Below are 20926 nucleotides of genomic sequence, written 5' to 3' on the forward strand. Positions count from 1 at the left end.
GAATACGGTCATCTTTGGCTGACGCTCAGCTCCGCTGCGCGGCGACGACCACGATCTCGACGAGCAGCGCCGGATCGGCAAGCTTCGCCTCGACGGTCGCGCGCGGCGGCGCGTTGCCTTCCGCAACCCATGCGTCCCACTCGGCATTCATGCCTTCGAAGTTCGCGAGATCCGAGATGTAGATCTGCACCGACAGCAGATGGGCCTTATCGCTGTTCGCTTCGGCGAGCAGGCGGTCGATGTGGCCGAGCACTTCGCGCGTCTGGCCGCGGATGTCCTGCGTGGTGTCTTCGGCGATCTGGCCGGCCAGATACACGGTACCGTTGTGGATCGCGGTTTCGGAGAGACGGGCCCCGCCGTGGTGACGAATGACTGCCATGAAATGTTCCGGTCGTGATGGGTAGGGATTCGGGCGGCGGCACGGCCCGCGTGCCGCCGAACCGCATATTATGACGCGTTTATGCGTCGCCTTCGACGAAAAACCGCCGCGCGAGCGCAATCTGGTCCGCGCTGACGAACGCCGGCGCGTGCCCTGCCCCCGGAATCTCGACCTGCGTCACATGCCGGCCGCGACGGACCATTTCGGCCGCCGTCTCGCGCGACAGCAGGTCGGACGTCTCGCCGCGCACGACGAGCAGCGTCGCGTCCGTCGTCTCGATCGCGCGCCACAGCGCGGCCTCGCCGAGCGCGGCCAGTTCGGGCGTCGTCGCCTTGAACGGCTCGGCGATGCGCGGATCGTAGCGCATCGTCCAGCCGCCTTCGGGCAGTTCGTGCAGCAGCGGCCCGTTGATCTCGCGCCACTCGTCGGCGCTCAGCGCACCGAACGGCAGCGACAGCGACGTCAGATAATCGACTCCCTCCTGCTCGGTCGCAAAGCGCGGCTGCACGCCGAGGTACTCGCCGATACGCGTCAGCGAATCGGGCTCGATGCGCGGACCGACGTCGTTGACGATCATCCGGCGCAGCGGCGAACCGGGCAGCCCGGCAAGCGCCATGCCGATCAGGCCGCCCATCGACGTGCCGAACCAGTCGACCGATTCGACGTCGAGCCGGGCAATCAGCGTCACCATGTCGGCCACGTATTGCGGAATCGCATAGAGCCGCGGATCGGCCAGCCGGTCCGAGCGGCCACGCCCGGCGACATCGGGGCAGACGACGCGATACGTATCGGACAGCGCGGCGGCCAGCCGGTCGAAATCGCGGCCGGAGCGGGTCAGGCCGTGCACGCAGACGAGCACGCGCGAATTCGCGGGGTCGCCCCACTCGGTATAGGCGACGTGGTGAAGGCCGGCCGTGCTCGCACACTGCACGCGCCGCTGGCGGGGAACCGGGGGATTCGCTGAGGTCGTTGGCATCGTTGGCATCCTGTCGAACGGGGGGCGACGCGCGGGGCAACGCTTGCGACGCCCGATGCAAACGATTGTAAACCGCTTCGGAATGACGGGTCGCCACGCGCCCGGCCCGCCACCCGGGGTGGGTTCAGTCGTGGCGGTGCCACGCATGACGCAACTGCTCGCGCAGGAAATCGACGAATGTCCGCACGCGCAGCGGCACGTGACGGCCGCCGGGATAGACGGCATGCAGCGGCGCGGCGGACGCCGCGAAGGCCGGCAGCACGCGTACGAGCCGGCCGGCGTCGAGATCGGCGCCGACGTCCCAGATCGACTTCAGCGCAATGCCCGCGCCCTCGAGCGCCAGCGTGCGCGCCGCGCCGCCGTCGTTGGTCAGCAGCGCGGCCGTCACCTCGACCGCCACGCCGCCTTGCGCGCCGTCGAACCGCCATTCGGCACGCGGCTGGTCGCCCATCACGATGCATCGATGCGCACGAAGCTCGACCGGATGGGCCGGCGACCCGTGCGCCGCGAGATAACCCGGCGACGCGCACAGCACGCGATGATTCGGCGCCAGCTCGCGCGCGATCATCGTCGAATCGGCAAGATTGCCGATCCGCACGGCGACGTCAATGTCGGACGCGAGCAGATCGACGACCGTATCGGTCAGCATCAGCTGTACGGTCAATTGCGGATGTCGCTGCTGAAAGGCCGCCACGAGCGGCGCGATTCGCAGGCGGCCGAGCTCGCCGGGCGCCGTCACGCGCAGCACGCCGCTGACCGTGCCGCGGCGATCGCGCATCAGCGTTTCCGCCTGCTCGACCTCCGCGAGGATGCGTAGCACCTGCGCGTGAAACTGCGCGCCGTCGTCGGTGAGCGTTTGCTGCCGCGTCGTCCGGTGCAGCAGGCGCACGCCGAGCCGCGACTCGAGATGCGCGAGTCGCTTGCTGACGACGGACAACGACAGGTCGAGCTCGCGCGCCGCCGCCGACAGGCTGCCGGCCGACACGATCCGCGCGAAGGTATCGAGCGCCGGGAAATCGTCGATCAGCGTCATGGCGCCCGCCTCACCCAAACCTTTCCTTTTTTCGAATAATCCATTCGCCTTTTGCCCGTATTTGCATGCAGAACGGAAACCTACCATACCTGTTCCGCGTCGTCGCCTGACGCTTTCACAGGACCCTCGAAACCATGTCGATCCGCCTTCGTTCGGCCACCCGCCCCGTCGCGCACGCATTCGCGGCAGCTGCTTGCGTCGTGGCGCTCTGGCCCGCCGCGGCCCATGCCGCCGATCTCGTCGAGCCGCACACGCTGACCGTCGCGGCGGGCTTGCCGGCCGCGCAGGCCCGCGCGCACGTGCTGGCCGCGCGCCGCTACGGCAGCTTCTGGAATACCGGCGACCCCGCGCTCGCCCGCGCGGCGCTCGCCGACGACTTCACCGACCGAACGCTGCCGCCCGGCCGCGAACAGGGCCTACCGGGGCCGCTCGCGGCGTCCAGCACGATGCGCGGCGCGATCCCGGACCTGCGCTGCGACATCGAACAGATGATCGTCGCCGGCGACCGGGTCGTCGTGCACCTGCATTTCCGCGGGCATTTCACCGGGGCGTTCAACGGAACGGCCGGGCGCGGACAGGCGATCGACTTCATCGCGACCGATATCTATCGGATCGACCACGGCCGGATCGCGGAAAACTGGCACATCGAAGACAACCTGACGCTGATGCGTCAGCTTGGGCTCGTCGGTTGACGGAGGGGACGATGACTCACGGTAACGACACTTCCGCGACGCCGCTGCCGCGCCGCACATTCCTGGCCCAGGCCGGCGCCGGGCTCGCGGCCGGCGTCGCGCTGGCCGCAGGCACGTCCGTGCCCGCCACCGCCGCGCCGACGCCGATGCCTGCCGCACCGGGCACCACGCCGTTCTGGCCGGACGGCGCGCGGCTCGTGATCTCGATCTCGATGCAGTTCGAGGCGGGCGGCCAACCGCCCACGGGCGCGGACAGCCCGTTTCCGGCCGTCGCGTTCCCGCCGTCGGTGCCGGTCGATCTCGCGTCGGCCACCTGGTTTGCGTATGGCTACCGGGAAGGCATTCCGCGCCTGCTCGATCTGTGGGACCGGCACGGCGTGAAAGTGACGTCGCACATGATCGGGGAAGCCGCGCGCCGGCACCCCGAACTGGCACGCGAAATCGTATCGCGCGGCCACGAAGCCGCCGCGCACGGCCCGACGTGGCGCGCGCAATTCGCGATGAGCCGCGACGACGAGCGCCGCTTCCTGACCGACGCGCGTGACATGGTCGAGGCGGTGACCGGCCAGCGCCCCACCGGCTACAACTGCAACTGGCTGCGGCGCGGCCCGCATACGCTATCGCTGCTGCAGGAACTCGGCTACGTGTATCACATCGACGACGTCAGCCGCGACGAACCGTTCATCGAGACCGTCGGCGGCCGCGATTTCGCGGTGGTCCCGTACACGCTGCGCAACAACGACATCCTGCTGATCGAAGGCCGCAACTACTCGCCGACGATGTTCGTCGAGCAGATCAAGCTGGATTTCGACCAGCTGTACGCGGAAGCCGGACAGCGGCGCAGACTGATGTCGATCAGCGCGCACGACCGGATCAGCGGCACGCCGCAGATGGTCCGCGCGTGGGACACCTTCCTGCACTACGCTCGATCACACCCGGGGGTCGTTTTCATGCGCAAGGACGACATCGCGCGCTTCGCGCTGCACAGCCCGTCGACGCTGCGCGAGGCCGAAACGATCTGACCGGATTCCGCTCAACTCTGCTCAATTCACTACCCAGGAAAGACTTTCATGAACGATCCGCTCCACGGAAAGAACGTACTCGTCGTCGGCGGAAGCTCCGGCATCGGCGCCGCCACCGCGACGGCATTCGCGCGGCGCGGTGCGCATCTGACGATCGCGTCGCGCGATCCGGCCAGGTTCGGCATCGATGCCATACCGGGCGCGCAGGTGCGGACCGAAGCGCTCGACATCACCGATACGGCGGACGTCGATGCGTTCTGCGCGCGCGTCGGCCGGTTCGACCACGTCGTGATTTCAGCCGCGAAGACGGCCACGGGCCCGCTCCGTGCGCTGCCGCTCGCCGACGCGCAGGCAGCGATGGACAGCAAGTTCTGGGGCGCCTACCGCATCGCCCGCGCGATCGATATCGCGCCAGGCGGCTCGCTGACGTTCGTGTCGGGGTTCCTCAGCGTGCGGCCGAGCGCGTCGTCGGTCCTGCAAGGCGCGATCAACGCGGCGCTCGAGGCGCTCGCCCGAGGGCTGGCGCTCGAACTGGCGCCGGTTCGCGTGAACACCGTGTCGCCGGGCCTGATCGCGACGCCGCTGTGGGATAAGCTCGCGCCCGACGCACGCGACGCGATGTACGCGGGCGCCGCCCAACGGCTTCCGGCACGCAGGGTCGGCCAGCCGGAGGATGTCGCGAATGCGATCCTGTATCTGGCGGCCACGCCTTATGCAACCGGTTCGACGGTACTGATCGACGGCGGCGGCGCGATTGCGTGACGCGTACGTGCGTTCGTGACAAAACGCCCCGCGCTCCGTCGGGAACGCGGGGCGTCGAGGATCACGCACCAGGGTCGTGCTCAGGCCACGGCGCTGACGTCGAGCAGTGCGCCCGTCTTCGTCTGGATCTCGTCGACGCTCACGCCGTCGGCGAGTTCGAGCACCTTCAACCCGGACGGCGTCACTTCGATCACGCCGAGATCGGTGATGATCAGGTCGACCACGCCGACACCCGTGAGCGGCAAGTTGCATTCGTCGAGGATCTTGTGCTGATCGCCCTTCGCGACATGCTCCATCAGCACGACGACACGCCCCACCCCCGCGACGAGGTCCATCGCGCCGCCCATCCCCTTGATCATCTTGCCGGGGATCATCCAGTTCGCGAGGTCGCCCTGCTTGCTGACCTGCATCGCGCCGAGGATCGCGAGGTTGATGTGGCCGCCGCGAATCATCGCGAACGAATCGGCCGACGAGAAGATCGACGAACCGGGCAGCGTCGTGACGGTCTGCTTGCCGGCGTTGATCAGATCGGCGTCGACTTCGTCTTCGGTCGGCGACGGGCCGATGCCGAGCAGGCCGTTCTCCGACTGCAGCCACACCTCGACGCCTTCCGGCACGTGGTTCGCGACGAGCGTCGGCAGGCCGATGCCGAGGTTCACGTAGAAGCCGTCCTGCAGTTCCTTCGCCGCACGCGCAGCCATCTGGTCACGATTCCAGGCCATGTCAGTCTCCTTTCGCGCGTACGACGCGTTGTTCGATGCGTTTTTCCGGCGTCGCGTTCAGCACGATGCGCTGCACGAAGATTCCCGGCGTATGAACCTGATCCGGATCGAGCGTGCCGTTCTCGACGATCTCCTCGACCTCGACCACGGTGATCTTGCCGGCCATCGCGCACATCGGGTTGAAGTTGCGCGCGGTGCGGCGATAGATCAGGTTGCCGGACTTGTCGGCCTTCCACGCCTTGACGAGCGCGACGTCGGCCGTCAGCGACTGCTCGAGCACGTAGTGGCGATCGCCGAACTGGCGCGTTTCCTTGCCTTCCGCGATCACGGTGCCGTAGCCGGTATTCGTGAAGAACGCGGGGATGCCCGCACCGCCCGCGCGCAGCTTCTCGGCGAGCGTACCCTGCGGCGTGAATTCGAGCTCGAGTTCGCCGGCCAGGTACTGGCGCTCGAACTCCTTGTTCTCGCCGACGTACGACGAGATCATCTTCTTGATCTGGCGCGTTTCCAGCAGCAGGCCGAGGCCGAAACCGTCGACGCCCGCGTTGTTGCTGATGCAGGTGATGCCCTTGACGGCCGAATCGCGCAACGCCGCGATCAGCGCCTCGGGAATACCGCACAGGCCGAAGCCGCCCACCGCGAAGGTCTGTCCGTCACGGACGATCCCCTCCAGCGCGGCAGCCGCGCTTGGATAGACTTTGTTCATCAGTTGTCCCTTCCTCTATGGAAACCAGCAAAACCGGTTCACGCGCCACGTGGCGCAAGCCCGCCGCACCATTCTATGCATGCGCGGCGATGCCTGCGTCGAGGCACGCTTTTTATGTCGCGACGAACGCCGCGAGATGCCTGAAAGGGTACGATGCGGCGCGGATGCGGCACAATACGCAAAAATACATAAGCATTTCCCTCCGCCCCCGCGCCATGCCCGATCTCGATTACCAGACCGCCTTCCACCTCGCGCCGCTCGGCCTCGTGCTGTCGCGCGACCGCGTGATCGAGGACTGCAACGACGCGCTCGCGTCGATCTTCCGCTGCGCGCGGGCCGACCTGACCGGAAAATCGTATGCGGTGCTCTACCCGTCCACGGACGAATTCCAGCGAATCGGCGAGCGCATCGCACGCGTGATGGTCGCGAACGGCGTCTACTCGGACGACAGAATCATGAAGCGCGCGGACGGCGAACTGTTCTGGTGCCACGTGACGGGCCGCGCGCTCGACCGCACCGCGCCGCTCGCGGCCGGCATCTGGACCTTCGAGGATCTGAGCGCGACGCGCCGCGTCGCGGTCGAGCTGACCCCGCGCGAACGCGAGATCGCCGCGCAGCTCGCGACCGGCAAGACCAGCAAGCAGATCGGGCGCGTGCTCGACATCAGCTCCCGCACGGTCGACATCTACCGCGCGCGACTGATGCGCAAATACGGGACGAACAATACGCCGGAGCTGCTGCAGCGCCTGCTCGGGCAGTGAACGCGCATTGCATCGCGGCGCGCGAATGACGATCGGCCGCACATGGCGGCCGATTGACGGAAACGACGGGCACGGCGCGCCGCCGGCGACCCGGTGCGCACGGCCTGCCGATATGCGCGCTCAGCCGATTTTCGTCGCGAGCGCGTGCTCGATCGTGTCGCGCAGCAGCGGCGGCAGCGGCACCGACTTGCCGAGCGCGTAATCGACCCACACGCAGCGCGCGTTGCCGCGTGCATAGACATGCTGCGGATCGTCCGCGCGCGTGAGCTCGAAGCCGGTGTCGAAGCTGCTTCGGCCGGGCTTCGCGGCCGACATCCTCGCGATCACGTCGCCCGGATAGTGCAGCTGCTTGAGGAACTCCATCGACGCAGTGACGATGACGGGCCCCTGCCCCTCGCCGTTGCCGCCCGCAATGCCGAGCTGCTCGAACCACGAGATCCGCGCCTGCTCCATGTAGCGGAAATAGACCGTGTTGTTCACATGGCCGAACGCGTCCATGTCGCCCCAACGGATCGGCATCGACATCTCAAAAACGGGGGAGTAATCGCTTGTTGCGCTCATTGCTGTCTTCTTTGTTGCGAAATGTCATCCGCTCACGCAAGGCCGAAGCCGTCGTCCGCGGAGATGATCGAGCCATTGATGAACTGCGACTCGTCGGCCGCGAGCAGCAACAACAGCCCGTCGAGATCCTGCGGCTTGCCGACGCGCCGGCGCGGCAGTATCGACTGCAGCTTCTGGCCCTGCTCGGTTTCCCACAGGTAATGATTGATTTCGGTATCGATATAGCCGGGGCAGATCGCATTCACGTTGATCCCGTGGCGGCCCCACTCCAGTGCCATCGCACGCGTCATCTGCACGACCGCGGCCTTGCTCATCGCGTACAGCCCGATCTGCGGGAACACGCGCAGCCCGGCCACCGACGCGATGTTGATGATCCGGCACGGCGGCTTGCCATTGCCGCCGCCGTTCGCGCGCATGATCATCCGCTTCGCGACTTCCTGCGCGACGAAAAATGCGCCGCGCGTGTTCGTATCGAACACGAACTCGAAATCCGCCGGCGTCACGTCGACGAGCTTCTGCATCGTCGACACGCCCGAATTGTTCACGAGGATGTCGATCGTGCCGGCTTCCGTCTCCGCATGCGCGACGGCCGCCTTGATGCTCTGGACGTCAGTCACGTCGAGCGACACGACATGCGCGGCGCCGCCCGCCGCCTCGATCTCCGCGCGCAGCTCCTTCAGGCGCTCGACGCGGCGGCTCGCGAGCACGACCTTCGCGCCGGCCTGCGACAGCACCTGCGCAAAACGCTGCCCGAGGCCGCTCGACGCGCCCGTGACCAGCGCAACCTTGCCCTCCAGATTGATCGATCGACCCATTTGCACATCCCCTTTCGATATCGTTGCGCCAGCCCGGACGGCACAGCCCGGGCGGCATTACCCTAGCACAAAAAATAGAACGATCGTGCTAATCTACCCGCATGCTGTTGCGGCAAGCGTTTCGTTTCGCAGACAATACGCTCCCGAATAAAAGCATTCTAACGGTTAGAGGAACGCCAATGACCCCCGCAAGCCTCATCGAGCAATACGGCCCGCGCGAATCGATGGAATACGACGTCGTGATCGTCGGCGGCGGCCCCGCCGGGCTGTCTGCCGCGATCCGGCTCAAGCAGCTGGCCGCCGAGAAAGGCACCGAGATCGGCGTGTGCGTGCTCGAGAAGGGTTCCGAGATCGGCGCGCACATCCTGTCGGGCGCGGTGATGGACCCGCGCGCGATCACCGAGCTGTTTCCCGACTGGAAGGAACGCGGTGCGCCACTCGACGTCGAGGTGAGCGAAGACCGCTTCCTGTTCCTGTCCGAGAAGAGCGCCGTCACGACGCCGAACTGGGCGCTGCCGGACAACTTCAAGAATCACGGCAACTACGTGATTTCGCTGGGCAACGTGACGCGCTGGCTCGGCCAGCAGGCCGAGGCGCTGGGCGTCGAGATCTTCCCCGGCTTCCCGGCTGCGGAGATCCTCTATAACGACGACGGCTCGGTGAAGGGCGTCGCCACCGGCAACATGGGCGTGGGCAAGGACGGCGAGCCGACCGAGAACTTCCAGCTCGGCATGGAGCTGCACGCGAAGTACACGCTGTTCGCCGAAGGCTGCCGCGGCCACCTCGGCCGCCAGCTGATCTCGACGTTCAAGCTCGACGCGAACGCCGATCCGCAGGCGTACGGGATCGGCATCAAGGAACTGTGGGAAATCGATCCGGCCAAGCACAAGCCGGGCCTCGTGATCCACACGGCCGGCTGGCCGCTGAAGTCCGATACGTACGGCGGCTCGTTCCTGTATCACATGGACAACAACCAGGTCGTGGTCGGCTTCGTGGTGGGCCTGGGCTACACGAACCCGTACCTGTCGCCGTTCGAGGAATTCCAGCGCTACAAGACGCACCCGTCGATCCGCGCGTTCCTCGAAGGTGGCAAGCGCGTGTCGTACGGCGCGCGGGCGATCACGGCCGGCGGCCTGCTGTCGCTGCCGAAGACGGTGTTCCCGGGCGGCGCGCTGATCGGCGACGACGCGGGCTTCCTGAACGCATCGCGGATCAAGGGCAGCCACGCGGCGATCAAGACTGGCATGCTGGCGGCCGACGCCGCGTTCGACGCGGTGCAGGCCGGCCGTCAGTCGGACGAGCTGAACGCGTACCCCGATGCGTTCAAGCAATCGTGGCTGTACACGGAGCTGTACCGCGCGCGCAACTTCAAGCAGTGGATGGCGAAGGGCCTGTACCTGGGCACGCTGATGGTCGGGCTCGAGCAGAAGGTGATGGGCGGCAACGTGCCGTGGACGCTGCATCACCAGCATGCGGACCACGAGATGCTGAAGCCGGCGTCGCAGTGCGAGCCGATCGCGTATCCGAAGCCGGACGGCAAGCTGACGTTCGACCGGCTGTCGTCGGTGTTCATCTCGAACACGAACCACGAGGAGAACCAGCCGGCGCACCTGACGCTGAAAGATGCGAGCGTGCCGGTGAACGTGAACCTGCGCACGTACGCGGGGCCGGAGGCGCGCTTCTGCCCGGCGGCCGTGTACGAGTTCGTGAAGAACGACGACGGCGGCGAGCGCCTCGTGATCAACGCGCAGAACTGCGTGCACTGCAAGACCTGCGACATCAAGGACCCGACGCAGAACATCGTGTGGGTCACGCCCGAAGGCGGCGGCGGGCCGAACTACCCGAACATGTAAGCTGCCGGAACGCGCCGCCGCGAGCGGCGCGTTTTTTGGTCACGGCACACCACCGCCGCAAACGAAACGGGGCGCTGCATCACGCAGCGCCCCGCTTGCATTCATCGTTCGACGGCCGACGCGACGCGCCCGCTTCTATCAGGTCGCGCTGCCCGCGATCTTCGGCGTGGCCGTCTCGACGTCGCCGCACTGTGCGCGGTGGCGCAGCGCATGGTCGATCAGCACCAGCGCGAGCATCGATTCGGCGATCGGCGTCGCGCGAATGCCGACGCACGGATCGTGGCGACCGAAGGTTTCCACCGTCGCCTCTTCGCCGGACTTCGTGATCGAGCGGCGCGGCGTGCGGATGCTCGACGTCGGCTTGATCGCGATCGACACGGTGATGTCCTGCCCCGTCGAAATCCCGCCGAGCACGCCGCCCGCGTGGTTGCCGACGAAGCCGGCCGGCGTCAGTTCGTCGCCGTGCACCGAGCCGCGCTGCGCGACGCTGTCGAAGCCCGCGCCGATCTCGACGCCCTTCACCGCGTTGATGCTCATCATCGCCTTCGCGATATCGGCATCGAGACGGTCGAATACCGGCTCGCCCCAGCCGACCGGCACGCCGGACGCGACGACGTCGATGCGCGCGCCGATCGAATCGCCGTCCTTGCGCAACGCATCCATGTACGCCTCGAGCTCCGGCACGACCGCCGCGTTCGGCGAGAAGAACGGGTTCTCGTGCACGTACGACCAGTCGACGAACGGCACGTCGATGTCGCCGAGGCCGCTCATGTAGCCGCGCACCTCGACCCCGAAGCGCTCGCGCAGCCACTTCTTCGCGACCGCGCCCGCGCCGACGATCGGCGCGGTCAGGCGTGCGGACGAGCGGCCGCCGCCGCGGTAGTCGCGGATGCCGTATTTCTGCCAATAGGTGTAGTCGGCGTGACCGGGACGGAACGTCTCGACGATGTTGCCGTAGTCCTTGCTGCGCTGGTCGGTATTGCGGATCAGCAGCGCGATCGGCGTGCCGGTCGTCACGCCTTCGAACACGCCCGACAGGATCTCGACCTCGTCGGCCTCCTGTCGTTGCGTCACGTGCCGCGACGTGCCGGGCTTGCGGCGATCGAGCTCGACCTGGATGTCGGCTTCGGTCAGCCCCATCCCCGGCGGGCAGCCGTCGATCACGCAGCCGATCGCGGGACCGTGCGATTCGCCGAAGGTCGTGACAGTGAAAAGCGTGCCGAGGGTATTGCCGGACATGATGGAACCGCCCAAAGAGAAATGGTCAAACCGATGCGCTGCCGGCGCCGCAGGCAGGTCGATCGTTTGCCGGTCGAGAAAGAGGTAAACCGCTATTATGCCAGCCGTCCCGGGCCCGCGGGCCGGGTGAACCGTTCAGACCACACGGGCCAGCCGCGGATAAGGGCGGATGCGAGGCAGGTGTGGCAATCGCAGGCCCTCGGCGTTGCGCTCGGGACCCGCCGAACCGGGCCGCCATCCCGGCCCGGTGCGCGGATCGACCGTCCCGCGCCGGACCCGACGCCCGCCCGCCTACTTCCGCGCGCCGCGCAGCTCGGTCACCGCGACCTGCAGCGCCTCGGGCGTCGCCACCGACGCCGGAATCGGCTCGCCGACCGCCAGCGTCAGCCGGCTCATCACGCCGCGCTTGATGGGGCGCGGCATCCGCGCATCGGTATGCCGCGAAAAATAGCTGCCCCACAGCCCGCGCAGCGCCATCGGGATCACCGGCGCCGGCGTGCGGTTCAGGATCTCGGTGATGCCGTGATGGAACGTGTTGATGTCGCCGGTCTTCGTCAGCTTGCCCTCGGGGAAGATGCACACGAGTTCGCCGTCCTTCAGCGCGGCCTCGCAGAGGTCGTACGCCCGCGCGAGCATCGCGGGATCCTCGTGGCGCGGCGCGATCGGAATCGCCTTCGCATGCCGGAATACCCAGCTCGCGAAACGCGTCTTGAAGATCCGGTGATCCATCACGAAACGGATCGGACGCGGGCTCGCGGCGGCCAGCACGAGCGCATCGACGTAGCTGACGTGGTTGCACACGAGCACCGCCGCCCCTTCCGCCGGGATTCGCTCCGCGTGCACGAGGCGGATCCGGTAGAACGTATGCACGAGCACCCACGCGACGAAGCGCAGCAGGAACTCGGGCACGAGCAGGTAGATATACGTCGCGACCACGACGTTCAACAGCGCGGTGACGAGGAACAGCCCCGGGATGTCGATGCCGGCCTTGGTCAACCCCATCGCCATCACGGCCGACAGGATCATGAACAGCGCGTTCAGGATGTTGTTCGCGGCGATGATCCGCGCGCGGTGCGTCGGCGCACTGCGGCTCTGGATCAGCGCATACAGCGGCACGCTGTAGAAGCCGCCGAACATCGCGAGCAGGAACAGGTCGGCCAGGATGCGCCAGTGGCGCGCGCCGCCGAGGAATTCGCCGACCGACAGCAGATGGCCGGGCGACGGCAGCGCGTGGCTTGCGAAATACAGCTCGATCGCAAACACGCTGATGCCGATCGAGCCCAGCGGCACGAGGCCGATCTCGACGCGCCGCTGCGACAGCCGCTCGCACAGCAGCGAACCGAGGCCGATGCCGACCGAGAACGTCGCGAGCAGGACCGTGACGACGTCGGGGCTCGCGGACAGCACGTCCTTCGCGAAATTGAAGAACGACGTGAGGAACGTCGCGCCGACGAACCACAGCCACGAGATGCCGAGCAGGCTCAGGAACACCGTGCGGTTCTGCCGCGCGAGCTTGAGGTTGCGCCAGGTCTCGCTGACCGGGTTCCAGTTGATCACGAGATCGGGCTGCGGCGCAGGCGTCGACGGCACGCGCTGCGCGACGAGCCGCCCGGCCAGCGCGATGACGACGACGCTCACCGCGAGCACGCGCTCGCCGCTGCCTTCGATGCCGGCCGCCGCGCCGCCGATGATCGTGCCGATCAGGATCGCGATGAACGTACCCATCTCGACGAGCCCGTTGCCGCCGACCAGTTCATGTTCGCCGAGATGCTGCGGCAGGTACGAATACTTGACGGGCCCGAACAGCGTCGAATGCATCCCCATCATGAACGTGCACAGAGACAGCAGCGTCGCGCTGTGCGTGACGAAGCCGGCCGCGCCGACCAGCATCAGCACGATCTCGAACGATTTCACGAAGCGCGTGAGGGTCGCCTTGTCGTATTTGTCGGCGATCTGGCCCGAGGTGGCCGAGAACAGCACGAACGGCAAGATGAAGATCGCGGAAATCAGGAACGCGGCCGTTTTCGCATCGACGCCGGAGAACCGCGCGGTGTGATACGTGACGAGCGACGTGAAGCCGATCTTGAAGACGTTGTCGTTCAGCGCGCCGAGGAACTGGGTCGTGAAAAACGGCGCGAAGCGGCGCTCGCGCAGCAGGTCGAACTGCGATGCGTGGGCGCGACGTTCGTCGCGCCGCCCCGATGTGGCTTGCGTGTGATCGCTCATGCGGAATACGCGCGCATCGTCTGGGCGATGCTGCGCGGGCCTCGTGTTGTCGTTGAAAAAACGGCGGCGCAGGACATGCCTGCGCCGCCGCGTGCCGGATGGCGGCGCCCATGCATCGACGTGCCGGGCGCGGCGCGATTCACGGCTTGTGCGCTTCGGCTTCCGATTCCGGCCAGTCGCGAATGTACGCCTTCAGCATCCGGTTCTCGAAGCTCTGCGCCTCGACGACCGTCTTCGCGACGTCGTAGAACGAAATGACGCCCATCAGCACCTTCTTGTCGAGCACGGGCATGTAGCGTGCGTGACGCTCGAGCATCATCCGGCGCACTTCGTTGACGTCCGTTTCCGGCGTGCACGTGAGCGGCTCGTCCATCACCTTGCGCACCTGCACGTCGCCGATCGCGCCGCCGTTCACGTGCAGGCGCAGGATGATCTCGCGAAACGTCAGCATCCCGACGAGATCGCCGTACTCCATCACGACGAGCGAACCGATGTCGTGCTCGGCCATCGTATCGACCGCTTCGCGCAGCGGCTTATCGGGCGTCACCGTAAACAGCGTGTTGCCCTTCACTTTCAGAATATCGCTGACGCGCATCGTAGTCCCCTCATGCTTGAATGCAAAATCTCTTTCGATCCTATCGGAAAGCCTGTCAAAAGGAAAGCACGGGCCGGCGCGGCGGGCCGCCGCCGCTTGCGGACGCGGCCCGCCGGCCGCACAATGACCTCATGAACAGCGGCCCGAGGAGACGGCCATGGCGCATACGCATACGGAGCAATTCGCCCGCTTCGCTGATTTCTACCCGTATTACCTGAACGAGCACCAGAACCTGACGTCGCGGCGGCTGCACTTCATCGGCTCGCTCGGCGTGATCGGCTGCGTCGCGATGGCGGTCGCGACCGGCCACTGGCTGTGGCTGCCGGCGGCGATCGTCTGCGGCTATGGGTTCGCGTGGGTCGGCCACTTCTTCTTCGAGAAGAACCGTCCGGCGACGTTCCGGCACCCGATCTACAGCCTGATGGGCGACTGGGTGATGTTCAAGGATATCTGTACCGGCAAGATCCCGCTGTAGCCGCCGGCCCGCCTTCAGGCCGGCCGCGGCGGCCGCGCGTGCGGGTCGGCCGCGCCCGGCGCCGGCCCGGCGCTCGCGGCCGGCTGCCCGCCCGCGAGCCGGTGCGCGGCGATCAACGACGCGAGCGTCACGTCGAACCGGTCGCTCGACAGCACCTCGAGCAGCGCCGCGCCTTCGACGTGGCTGCGGCGCCGCTCGAGCTGGTACGTCAACTCGGTACGATCGATCACCAGCACGTCGAACAGTTGGGCGAGCGTCAGCTGCTCCGGGTTCGCGAGCAGGATATAGCGCGGCGTGGCCTCTTCGCCGCCGTCGAGCCGCGCGACCCATTCCCGCTCCTCCATCGTCGTCAGCAGCCGCTGCGCGGTTTCCATGTCGCAGCGCAGCATCGTCGCGAGCCGCAGCGCCGTGTAGCCGCGCTTGCCGGCCGCGCGCGCTTCGGCCAGCCGCGCGAGCAGTTCGAGCGCGTCGAGCAGGTCGCTGCCCGGATAGTGGATCCGGTGAAACTGGCCGACGCGAATCGCCGGCAGCGCCGACGCGACCATCGCGCCGAGCAGCGCGATGAACCAGCTCAGATACACCCACAGCAGGAACACCGGCAGCGCCGCGAACGCGCCATAGACGGCCGTATAGGTCGGAATGCGCCGGACGTAGTAGCCGAAGCCGCGCTTCGCGAGTTCGAACGCGATGGCCGCAAACAGCCCGCCAATCACCGCGTCGCGCCAGGCGACCGCGCAGTTCGGCAGGTACACGTACAGCAGCGTGAACGCGAGCACCGTCAACGGCAGCGACGCAAGTGCAAGCAGCCACTCGACGATCGACGTCGACGCCCCCGCGCCGGTGAACGCGAGCGATTGCGTGAACAGGTACGACGAAATCGACAGGCTCACGCCGAACAGCAACGGCCCGAGCGTGATCAGCGCCCAGTACGCGAGCACGCGCTGCGCGAACGGCCGCGGCTTGCGCACGCGCCAGATCAGGTTGAACGCCGATTCGATCGTCATCATGGTCATCACCGACGTGACGACGAGCACGATCAGCCCGGCCGTCGTCAGCCCCTTGGCCTTCGACGCGAACTGGTTCAGGTACTTGAAGATCTGGATGTTGAACTGCGCGGGCATCAGGTGATCCGCGAGGAACCCCTGCAGCGAGATCTGGAACGACGCGAACATCGGGAACGCTGTGAACAGCGCGAACGCGACCGTCAGCAGCGGCACGAGCGCCAGCATCGTCGTGAAGGTCAGGCTCCCCGCCACCTGCGGGATGCGATCCTCGGCGCTGCGCCGGGCCGCGAACTGCGCGAGGCGCTTGATGGTGTCGAGATCGACGCTCAACTTCGGCAAACGGCTTCTCCTTCTCGAAACTGCGCGCGTCACGGCGCGCCGCCGCCGCGCTGCGCGACGGCTTCAGCCCCTATAATAGCCGCTCGATCCCAGCAGGGGCCGACTGCACCGGGCACGCGCGCGGCCGCACGCGGCTCCGTCGCCCATGAAAGACATTCTCGTCCTCTATTACAGCCGTCACGGCGCCACGCGCGATCTCGCGCTCGCGATCGCGAACGGCATCGACAGCGTGCCGGGCATGCAGGCCCGCATCCGCACCGTGCCGCCCGTGTCGGCCGTCTGCGAAGCCACCGCCCCCGACATCCCGGCCGACGGCCCGCCGTACGCGGAGCTGCGCGACCTCGAGGAATGCGCGGGCCTCGCGCTCGGCTCACCCACCCGCTTCGGCAACATGGCCGCGTCGCTCAAGTATTTCCTCGACGGCACGACGCCGCAATGGCTATCGGGCGCACTGACCGGCAAGCCCGCGAGCGTGTTCACGTCGACGGGCAGCCTGCACGGCGGCCAGGAGTCGACGCTGCTGTCGATGATGCTGCCGCTGCTGCATCACGGGATGATGATCGTCGGGATCCCGTACACCGAATCCGCCCTCAGCACGACACGTACCGGCGGCACGCCGTACGGCGCGTCGCACGTCGCGCAGCACGACCGCGCGGCGCCCGGGGGGCTGTCGGCGGACGAGAAGGCGCTTGCCGCCGCGCTCGGCGTACGGCTCGCGCGCGCCGCCGCGGCCCTTTCCGCCGCGCAGGCCGCCGAAGCCGCATGACCGCCCCCGCCCGCCCCGCCGTCGCGGCCCGGCCGCGCTACGCGCTGGCCGCCGCCGCGTGTCTCGTCGCGCTGATCGCGCTGTCGCTCGCATGGGAGCTGTGGCTCGCGCCGCTGCGCCCCGGCGGCTCCGCGCTGATGCTCAAGGCCGTGCCGCTCGCGCTCGCGCTGCCCGGCGTCTGGCGGCGTAACATCTATACGATGCAGTGGGCGAGCATGCTGATCCTCGTCTATCTGGCCGAAGGCATCGTGCGCGGCATGTCCGATCGCGGGCTGTCCGCGACGCTCGGCTGGTGCGAGACCCTGCTTGCCGTCGGCTTCTTCGTGGCGGCGCTGGCCTACGTCGCGCCGTTCAAGCGCGCGGCGAAAAAACCGCGCGCCGCGTCCTGACCCTTACGCGACAAGGTGATGATGTCCTCCGAAGCTTTCGTTTCCGCGTGCCGCGACGCGATCGGCGCCGACCACGTGCTGACCGATCCGCACGATACCGAACCGTTCCTGACCGACTGGCGCCGCCGCTACAAGGGCGCCGCGTGCGCGGTGCTGAGGCCCGCGAACACGGCCGAAGTCGCCGCGCTCGTGAAGCTCGCCAACGCGCACGGCGTCGCGCTCGTGCCGCAGGGCGGCAACACGGGGCTCGCCGGCGGCGCGACGCCCGACGCGAGCGGCAGCCAGGCCGTGCTGAGCGTCGCGCGCCTGAACCGCGTGCGCGCGCTCGATCCGCACAACAATACGATTACCGTCGAAGCCGGCGTGATCCTCGCCGACGTGCAGGCGCGCGCCCGCGAAGGCGGCCGGCTGTTCGCGCTGAGCCTCGCGGCGGAAGGCAGCTGCACGATCGGCGGCAACCTGTCGACCAATGCGGGCGGCACCGCAGTGCTGCGCTACGGCAACGCGCGCGAGCTGTGCCTTGGGCTCGAGGTCGTGACGCCGCAGGGCGAGATCTGGGACGGGCTGCGCGGCCTGCGCAAGGACAACACCGGCTACGACCTGCGCGACCTGTTCATCGGCGCCGAAGGCACGCTCGGGATCATCACCGCGGCCGTGATGAAGCTGCATCCGCTGCCGGCCGCGCAGGTCACCGCGCTGGCCGCGCTCGAATCGCCGCACGCGGCGCTCGATTTCCTCGCACTCGCGCAGCGCGCGGCCGGGCCGCTGTTGACCGGCTTCGAGCTGATGTCGGATTTCTGCATGCAGCTGGTCGGCAAGCACTATCCGCAACTGCGCTACCCGTTCGCGCAGACGCATGCGCAAACGGTGCTGCTGGAGCTGTCCGACAACGAAAGCGAAGCGCATGCGCGCGCGCTGTTCGAAAAGCTGATGGAAGAAGCGTTCGAGGCCGGGCTCGTGGTCGACGCGGTGGTCGCGGAGAACCTCGCGCAGTCGCGTGCGTTCTGGGACTTGCGCGAGCACATCCCGCTCGCGCAGGCGGACGAAGGGCTCAACATCAAGCACGACATCGCGGTGCCGATCTCGTCGATCGCCCGTTTCATCGACGAGACCGACGCGGCGATCCAGCAGGCCGCGCCGGGCGCGCGCATGGTCACGTTCGGCCACCTCGGCGACGGCAACCTGCACTACAACGTGCAGATGCCCGAAGGCGGCGATCCGAAGGCGTTCCTCGCAGCGTTCCAGGCGCCGATCAACCGGATCGTCTACGACAACGTGCACCGTCACCACGGCACCATCAGCGCGGAGCACGGCATCGGCCAGTTGAAGATCGACGACGCGCAGCGCTACAAGTCGCCGGTCGAAACGACGCTGATGCGCACGCTGAAGACCGCGCTCGACCCGCGCGGCCTGATGAATCCCGGCAAGGTCCTGCGCTGAAGCCGCCCACTCAGGAGCCACGCCCGTGAAAGTCCGCGTCCTGTCCGACCTGCATCTCGAAAACAACCTGCCCGACGCGATCCCGCATGCCGACGCGGATCTCGTCGTGCTGGCCGGCGACATCCACAATCACGCGGAAGGTCTGCGCTGGGCCGCCGAGACGTTCGACCCGGCGGTGCCGGTGATCTACGTGCCCGGCAACCACGAGTATTACGACGGGGAATTCGGCGCGCTGGAATCGTCAATGCGCGACGCGGCGCATGCGCTCGACAACGTGCATTACCTGAACAACGGTGTCTACGTCGATCCCGCCCAACGCTTCCGCGTGCTGGGCACGACGCTGTGGGCCGATTTTTCGCTGTTCGGCCGGGACGAAGCCAGCGTCGCGCGCGCGACCGACGCCGGGCTGCGCGTGATGCTCGATTTCAAGGGATTGATCCAGGTGACCTGGCCGCACGACGCGGCGGTGCATCCGACAGCCGCGGCGCCGGAACGGGATTTCGCGCCGGCCGACGCGATCGCGCTGCACCGGCGAGGCCGCGCATGGCTGGAAGCGCAGCTGGCCGCGCCGTTCGCGGGCAGGACGATCGTCGTCACCCATCATGCGCCGCACCGGCGCTCGCTGGCGGAACGCTATGCGAAAGATCTGGCTTCCGCGGGGTTCGTCACGGACATGGCGGAACTGGTGCGGCCGCCGGTGGATCTGTGGCTGCACGGCCACACGCATACGTCATTCGACTACGTTGCGGACGGCGGCACGCGCGTGGTGTGCAATCCGCGCGGCTACTTTCACCGGCGCACCCGCGAATGGGAAAACCCCGCGTTCGCGTGGGACAAGGTCGTCGAGCTCGGCTGAGCGCCGGCCCGGGCGGCCGCGTCGCACGGCCTTCCCGACCTGAAGCGTGACGCCCGCGGGATCAGCGGCCGGGGCGGCGCGGCTCGCGCACGCGGACCGGCACGGGCTTGAGCTGCGCCTTCGCCTTCATCGCACGCAGCAGGTCGCGGGTCGCCGCCGCGGCGGCAGCCGCGCCCAGCAGGACGCCAAGGCCGATCATCAGGTGCGTATCCATCGCTACTCCGGTGTGGTGTATCTCGTTAATTCCAACAGTATCAAACTGTCTGACACACGTTCGTAAAAAAATGTTGCGTGAAGGACAAATCTCGTCAGATCGCGGTCGACCGCGCGGTCATGTCGCACGCGTGAACTGTTCGAGCGCGGCTTCGTCGGCTTGGAGCGTGAGCGGCACCTCTTCGCGCAGGAAATCGACCCAGGTCCGGATTTTCGCGTCGAGGTACTGACGCGACGGATACAGCGCGTAGATGTTCATCACGTGCGAGCGGTACTCGGGCATCACGCGCACGATGTGCCCGCTGCGCAGCCAGCCGATCGCCGAATAGAGCGGCAGGCCGCCGATGCCCATCCCCTCCCGCACGGCCACCGCGAGCGCCTCGGCGACGTTCACGCGGAACGGCGGCGCCGTGATCGGCACAACCTCGTCGCCGTTCGGCCCCGCCAGCGCCCACTCGTCGAAGTGAAAGCCCGGCGCGACCATCCCGAGGCACACGTGCTGCGCGAGATCGGCCGGCCGCTGCGGCAAGCCGTGCGACTCGATATAGCCGGGCGACGCGCACACGACGCTGTAGCTCTCGCCGAGCCGTTGCGACACGAGCCCCGAATCCGGCAGATCGCGGCCGACGACGATCGCGACGTCGTAGCCCTCGTCGAGCAGGTCGGGCATCCGCTGCGCAAGCGTCAGCTCGACGTGCACGTCCGGATAGCGCTCGCGGTAGCGCGCGATGGCCGGCACCAGGTAGTGCTGGCCGAGGCTCGTGAAGCAATGGACCTTCAGCTTGCCGGACGGGCGCGCATGCGCGTCGCCGGCCTCGGCTTCGGCCTGGTCGACATAGGCCAGGATCTGTTCGCAGCGTTGCAGATAGCGCTCGCCGGCTTCGGTCAGCGCGATCCGGCGCGTCGTGCGGTTCAGGAGGCGCGTGCGCAGGTGGGCCTCGAGATCCGAGACCGCGCGCGATGCGTAGGCGGTGGTCGAATTCATCTGCTGGGCGGCGGCGGTAAAGCTTCCCGCGTCCACCACGCGGACGAATACCCGCATGTTTTGTAACGTATCCATCCGATTACCCGTGTGAATCCGCAAGGATTGTTGCACAGGGTC

At 67.5% G+C, this 20926-nt stretch carries 23 protein-coding genes; 10 read left to right on the forward strand and 13 right to left on the reverse strand.

The window, feature by feature from the left end; all coding sequences use genetic code 11:
• Nucleotides 1–25: 25 nt before the first annotated feature.
• The 3 genes from HWX76_RS09200 to HWX76_RS09210 form a co-directional block, all read right to left on the reverse strand.
• The gene (locus HWX76_RS09200) at nt 26–379 is read right to left on the reverse strand and encodes a RidA family protein (protein ID WP_176015710.1); all 354 of its coding nucleotides are present in this window, start codon (nt 377–379) and stop codon (nt 26–28) included.
• 79 nt (nt 380–458) lie between these two features.
• Complete coding sequence (locus tag HWX76_RS09205) at nt 459–1355, reverse strand: alpha/beta hydrolase (protein WP_089488380.1); 897 nt, start codon at nt 1353–1355, stop codon at nt 459–461.
• A 124-nt stretch (nt 1356–1479) separates the two neighbouring features.
• Nucleotides 1480–2388 (reverse strand): LysR family transcriptional regulator, encoded by a 909-nt coding sequence (locus tag HWX76_RS09210; protein WP_050012464.1) that lies wholly within the window; start codon nt 2386–2388, stop codon nt 1480–1482.
• Between the two features lie 134 nt (nt 2389–2522).
• On the opposite strand from HWX76_RS09210, the gene HWX76_RS09215 reads away from it, so the two are divergent.
• The 3 genes from HWX76_RS09215 to HWX76_RS09225 are packed head-to-tail and all read left to right on the forward strand — an operon-like array spanning nt 2523 to nt 4864.
• A complete protein-coding gene (locus HWX76_RS09215) occupies nt 2523–3080 on the forward strand; it encodes an ester cyclase (RefSeq protein WP_176015711.1) in 558 nt (185 codons plus the stop codon).
• Nucleotides 3081–3091: 11 nt separating this feature from the next.
• Nucleotides 3092–4102, forward strand: a complete 1011-nt coding sequence (locus tag HWX76_RS09220) for a polysaccharide deacetylase family protein (RefSeq protein ID WP_050012462.1) — start codon at nt 3092–3094, stop codon at nt 4100–4102.
• Nucleotides 4103–4150: 48 nt separating this feature from the next.
• Nucleotides 4151–4864 carry an SDR family oxidoreductase gene (locus HWX76_RS09225; RefSeq protein ID WP_050012461.1) on the forward strand — a complete coding sequence of 238 codons (714 nt, stop codon included), beginning with the start codon at nt 4151–4153 and terminating at the stop codon, nt 4862–4864.
• Nucleotides 4865–4944: 80 nt separating this feature from the next.
• Here the strand turns inward: HWX76_RS09225 and HWX76_RS09230 are convergent, their stop codons facing one another.
• Nucleotides 4945–5586: a CoA transferase subunit B gene (locus HWX76_RS09230; RefSeq protein WP_124637869.1), complete on the reverse strand. Its 642-nt coding sequence runs from the start codon at nt 5584–5586 to the stop codon at nt 4945–4947.
• Between the two features lies 1 nt (nt 5587).
• Entirely contained in the window at nt 5588–6292 is a 705-nt protein-coding gene (locus HWX76_RS09235) for a CoA transferase subunit A (protein ID WP_050012459.1), read from the reverse strand.
• A 215-nt stretch (nt 6293–6507) separates the two neighbouring features.
• On the opposite strand from HWX76_RS09235, the gene HWX76_RS09240 reads away from it, so the two are divergent.
• Complete coding sequence (locus HWX76_RS09240) at nt 6508–7053, forward strand: LuxR C-terminal-related transcriptional regulator (RefSeq protein WP_050012458.1); 546 nt, start codon at nt 6508–6510, stop codon at nt 7051–7053.
• A gap of 120 nt (nt 7054–7173) precedes the next feature.
• Here HWX76_RS09240 and HWX76_RS09245 read toward each other — a convergent pair whose 3' ends face one another.
• Both HWX76_RS09245 and HWX76_RS09250 read right to left on the reverse strand, forming a co-directional pair.
• The gene (locus HWX76_RS09245; protein WP_050012457.1) at nt 7174–7614 is read right to left on the reverse strand and encodes a thioesterase family protein; all 441 of its coding nucleotides are present in this window, start codon (nt 7612–7614) and stop codon (nt 7174–7176) included.
• A gap of 32 nt (nt 7615–7646) precedes the next feature.
• The gene (locus HWX76_RS09250) at nt 7647–8429 is read right to left on the reverse strand and encodes an SDR family oxidoreductase (RefSeq protein ID WP_050012456.1); all 783 of its coding nucleotides are present in this window, start codon (nt 8427–8429) and stop codon (nt 7647–7649) included.
• 179 nt (nt 8430–8608) lie between these two features.
• Between HWX76_RS09250 and HWX76_RS09255 the strand changes: the two genes are divergently transcribed.
• A complete protein-coding gene (locus HWX76_RS09255; RefSeq protein WP_176015712.1) occupies nt 8609–10282 on the forward strand; it encodes an electron transfer flavoprotein-ubiquinone oxidoreductase in 1674 nt (557 codons plus the stop codon).
• 138 nt (nt 10283–10420) lie between these two features.
• Here HWX76_RS09255 and aroC read toward each other — a convergent pair whose 3' ends face one another.
• The 3 genes from aroC to HWX76_RS09270 form a co-directional block, all read right to left on the reverse strand.
• Nucleotides 10421–11521, reverse strand: coding sequence for a chorismate synthase (gene aroC / locus HWX76_RS09260; protein ID WP_050018168.1), 1101 nt, complete (start codon nt 11519–11521; stop codon nt 10421–10423).
• Nucleotides 11522–11812: 291 nt separating this feature from the next.
• Nucleotides 11813–13747 carry an MFS transporter gene (locus tag HWX76_RS09265; RefSeq protein ID WP_176015713.1) on the reverse strand — a complete coding sequence of 645 codons (1935 nt, stop codon included), beginning with the start codon at nt 13745–13747 and terminating at the stop codon, nt 11813–11815.
• A 139-nt stretch (nt 13748–13886) separates the two neighbouring features.
• Nucleotides 13887–14342 (reverse strand): CBS domain-containing protein, encoded by a 456-nt coding sequence (locus tag HWX76_RS09270; RefSeq protein WP_006488504.1) that lies wholly within the window; start codon nt 14340–14342, stop codon nt 13887–13889.
• A gap of 157 nt (nt 14343–14499) precedes the next feature.
• Here HWX76_RS09270 and HWX76_RS09275 point away from each other — a divergent pair, with 157 nt between their 5' ends.
• Nucleotides 14500–14817: an Mpo1-like protein gene (locus tag HWX76_RS09275; protein WP_050018170.1), complete on the forward strand. Its 318-nt coding sequence runs from the start codon at nt 14500–14502 to the stop codon at nt 14815–14817.
• 14 nt (nt 14818–14831) lie between these two features.
• Here the strand turns inward: HWX76_RS09275 and HWX76_RS09280 are convergent, their stop codons facing one another.
• The gene (locus HWX76_RS09280) at nt 14832–16160 is read right to left on the reverse strand and encodes a YihY family inner membrane protein (RefSeq protein ID WP_089488378.1); all 1329 of its coding nucleotides are present in this window, start codon (nt 16158–16160) and stop codon (nt 14832–14834) included.
• Between the two features lie 145 nt (nt 16161–16305).
• On the opposite strand from HWX76_RS09280, the gene wrbA reads away from it, so the two are divergent.
• The 4 genes from wrbA to HWX76_RS09300 are packed head-to-tail and all read left to right on the forward strand — an operon-like array spanning nt 16306 to nt 19611.
• The gene (wrbA, locus tag HWX76_RS09285) at nt 16306–16926 is read left to right on the forward strand and encodes an NAD(P)H:quinone oxidoreductase (protein ID WP_050018172.1); all 621 of its coding nucleotides are present in this window, start codon (nt 16306–16308) and stop codon (nt 16924–16926) included.
• Nucleotides 16923–17315, forward strand: coding sequence for a DUF2069 domain-containing protein (locus tag HWX76_RS09290; RefSeq protein ID WP_050018173.1), 393 nt, complete (start codon nt 16923–16925; stop codon nt 17313–17315). The genes wrbA and HWX76_RS09290 overlap by 4 nt, the downstream gene beginning before the upstream one ends.
• Before the next feature lie 18 nt (nt 17316–17333).
• Complete coding sequence (locus tag HWX76_RS09295) at nt 17334–18755, forward strand: FAD-binding oxidoreductase (RefSeq protein WP_050018174.1); 1422 nt, start codon at nt 17334–17336, stop codon at nt 18753–18755.
• A gap of 25 nt (nt 18756–18780) precedes the next feature.
• Nucleotides 18781–19611, forward strand: coding sequence for a metallophosphoesterase (locus HWX76_RS09300; protein ID WP_176015714.1), 831 nt, complete (start codon nt 18781–18783; stop codon nt 19609–19611).
• A 61-nt stretch (nt 19612–19672) separates the two neighbouring features.
• Here HWX76_RS09300 and HWX76_RS09305 read toward each other — a convergent pair whose 3' ends face one another.
• Both HWX76_RS09305 and HWX76_RS09310 read right to left on the reverse strand, forming a co-directional pair.
• Entirely contained in the window at nt 19673–19825 is a 153-nt protein-coding gene (locus HWX76_RS09305; protein WP_162838134.1) for a hypothetical protein, read from the reverse strand.
• Between the two features lie 117 nt (nt 19826–19942).
• Nucleotides 19943–20884, reverse strand: a complete 942-nt coding sequence (locus tag HWX76_RS09310) for a LysR family transcriptional regulator (protein ID WP_124557261.1) — start codon at nt 20882–20884, stop codon at nt 19943–19945.
• Nucleotides 20885–20926: the final 42 nt, after the last annotated feature.

The sequence above is a fragment of the Burkholderia sp. BCC0398 genome, from assembly GCF_902833245.1.
Classification (GTDB): Bacteria; Pseudomonadota; Gammaproteobacteria; order Burkholderiales; family Burkholderiaceae; genus Burkholderia; species Burkholderia sola.

Bases quoted from the DNA above. Each gene is read 5' to 3' on its own strand.
- HWX76_RS09210 (WP_050012464.1), bottom strand. From the start codon at position 2,388: ATGACGCTGATCGACGATTTCCCGGCGCTCGATACCTTCGCGCGGATC.
- HWX76_RS09230 (WP_124637869.1), bottom strand. From the start codon at position 5,586: ATGGCCTGGAATCGTGACCAGATGGCTGCGCGTGCGGCGAAGGAACTG.
- HWX76_RS09220 (WP_050012462.1), top strand. From the start codon at position 3,092: ATGACTCACGGTAACGACACTTCCGCGACGCCGCTGCCGCGCCGCACA.
- HWX76_RS09225 (WP_050012461.1), top strand. From the start codon at position 4,151: ATGAACGATCCGCTCCACGGAAAGAACGTACTCGTCGTCGGCGGAAGC.
- wrbA (WP_050018172.1), top strand. From the start codon at position 16,306: ATGAAAGACATTCTCGTCCTCTATTACAGCCGTCACGGCGCCACGCGC.
- HWX76_RS09295 (WP_050018174.1), top strand. From the start codon at position 17,334: ATGATGTCCTCCGAAGCTTTCGTTTCCGCGTGCCGCGACGCGATCGGC.
- HWX76_RS09265 (WP_176015713.1), bottom strand. From the start codon at position 13,747: ATGAGCGATCACACGCAAGCCACATCGGGGCGGCGCGACGAACGTCGC.
- HWX76_RS09240 (WP_050012458.1), top strand. From the start codon at position 6,508: ATGCCCGATCTCGATTACCAGACCGCCTTCCACCTCGCGCCGCTCGGC.
- HWX76_RS09200 (WP_176015710.1), bottom strand. From the start codon at position 379: ATGGCAGTCATTCGTCACCACGGCGGGGCCCGTCTCTCCGAAACCGCG.
- HWX76_RS09270 (WP_006488504.1), bottom strand. From the start codon at position 14,342: ATGCGCGTCAGCGATATTCTGAAAGTGAAGGGCAACACGCTGTTTACG.
- HWX76_RS09275 (WP_050018170.1), top strand. From the start codon at position 14,500: ATGGCGCATACGCATACGGAGCAATTCGCCCGCTTCGCTGATTTCTAC.
- HWX76_RS09235 (WP_050012459.1), bottom strand. From the start codon at position 6,292: ATGAACAAAGTCTATCCAAGCGCGGCTGCCGCGCTGGAGGGGATCGTC.
- HWX76_RS09250 (WP_050012456.1), bottom strand. From the start codon at position 8,429: ATGGGTCGATCGATCAATCTGGAGGGCAAGGTTGCGCTGGTCACGGGC.
- HWX76_RS09245 (WP_050012457.1), bottom strand. From the start codon at position 7,614: ATGAGCGCAACAAGCGATTACTCCCCCGTTTTTGAGATGTCGATGCCG.
- aroC (WP_050018168.1), bottom strand. From the start codon at position 11,521: ATGTCCGGCAATACCCTCGGCACGCTTTTCACTGTCACGACCTTCGGC.
- HWX76_RS09305 (WP_162838134.1), bottom strand. From the start codon at position 19,825: ATGGATACGCACCTGATGATCGGCCTTGGCGTCCTGCTGGGCGCGGCT.
- HWX76_RS09310 (WP_124557261.1), bottom strand. From the start codon at position 20,884: ATGGATACGTTACAAAACATGCGGGTATTCGTCCGCGTGGTGGACGCG.
- HWX76_RS09205 (WP_089488380.1), bottom strand. From the start codon at position 1,355: ATGCCAACGACCTCAGCGAATCCCCCGGTTCCCCGCCAGCGGCGCGTG.
- HWX76_RS09255 (WP_176015712.1), top strand. From the start codon at position 8,609: ATGACCCCCGCAAGCCTCATCGAGCAATACGGCCCGCGCGAATCGATG.
- HWX76_RS09215 (WP_176015711.1), top strand. From the start codon at position 2,523: ATGTCGATCCGCCTTCGTTCGGCCACCCGCCCCGTCGCGCACGCATTC.
- HWX76_RS09290 (WP_050018173.1), top strand. From the start codon at position 16,923: ATGACCGCCCCCGCCCGCCCCGCCGTCGCGGCCCGGCCGCGCTACGCG.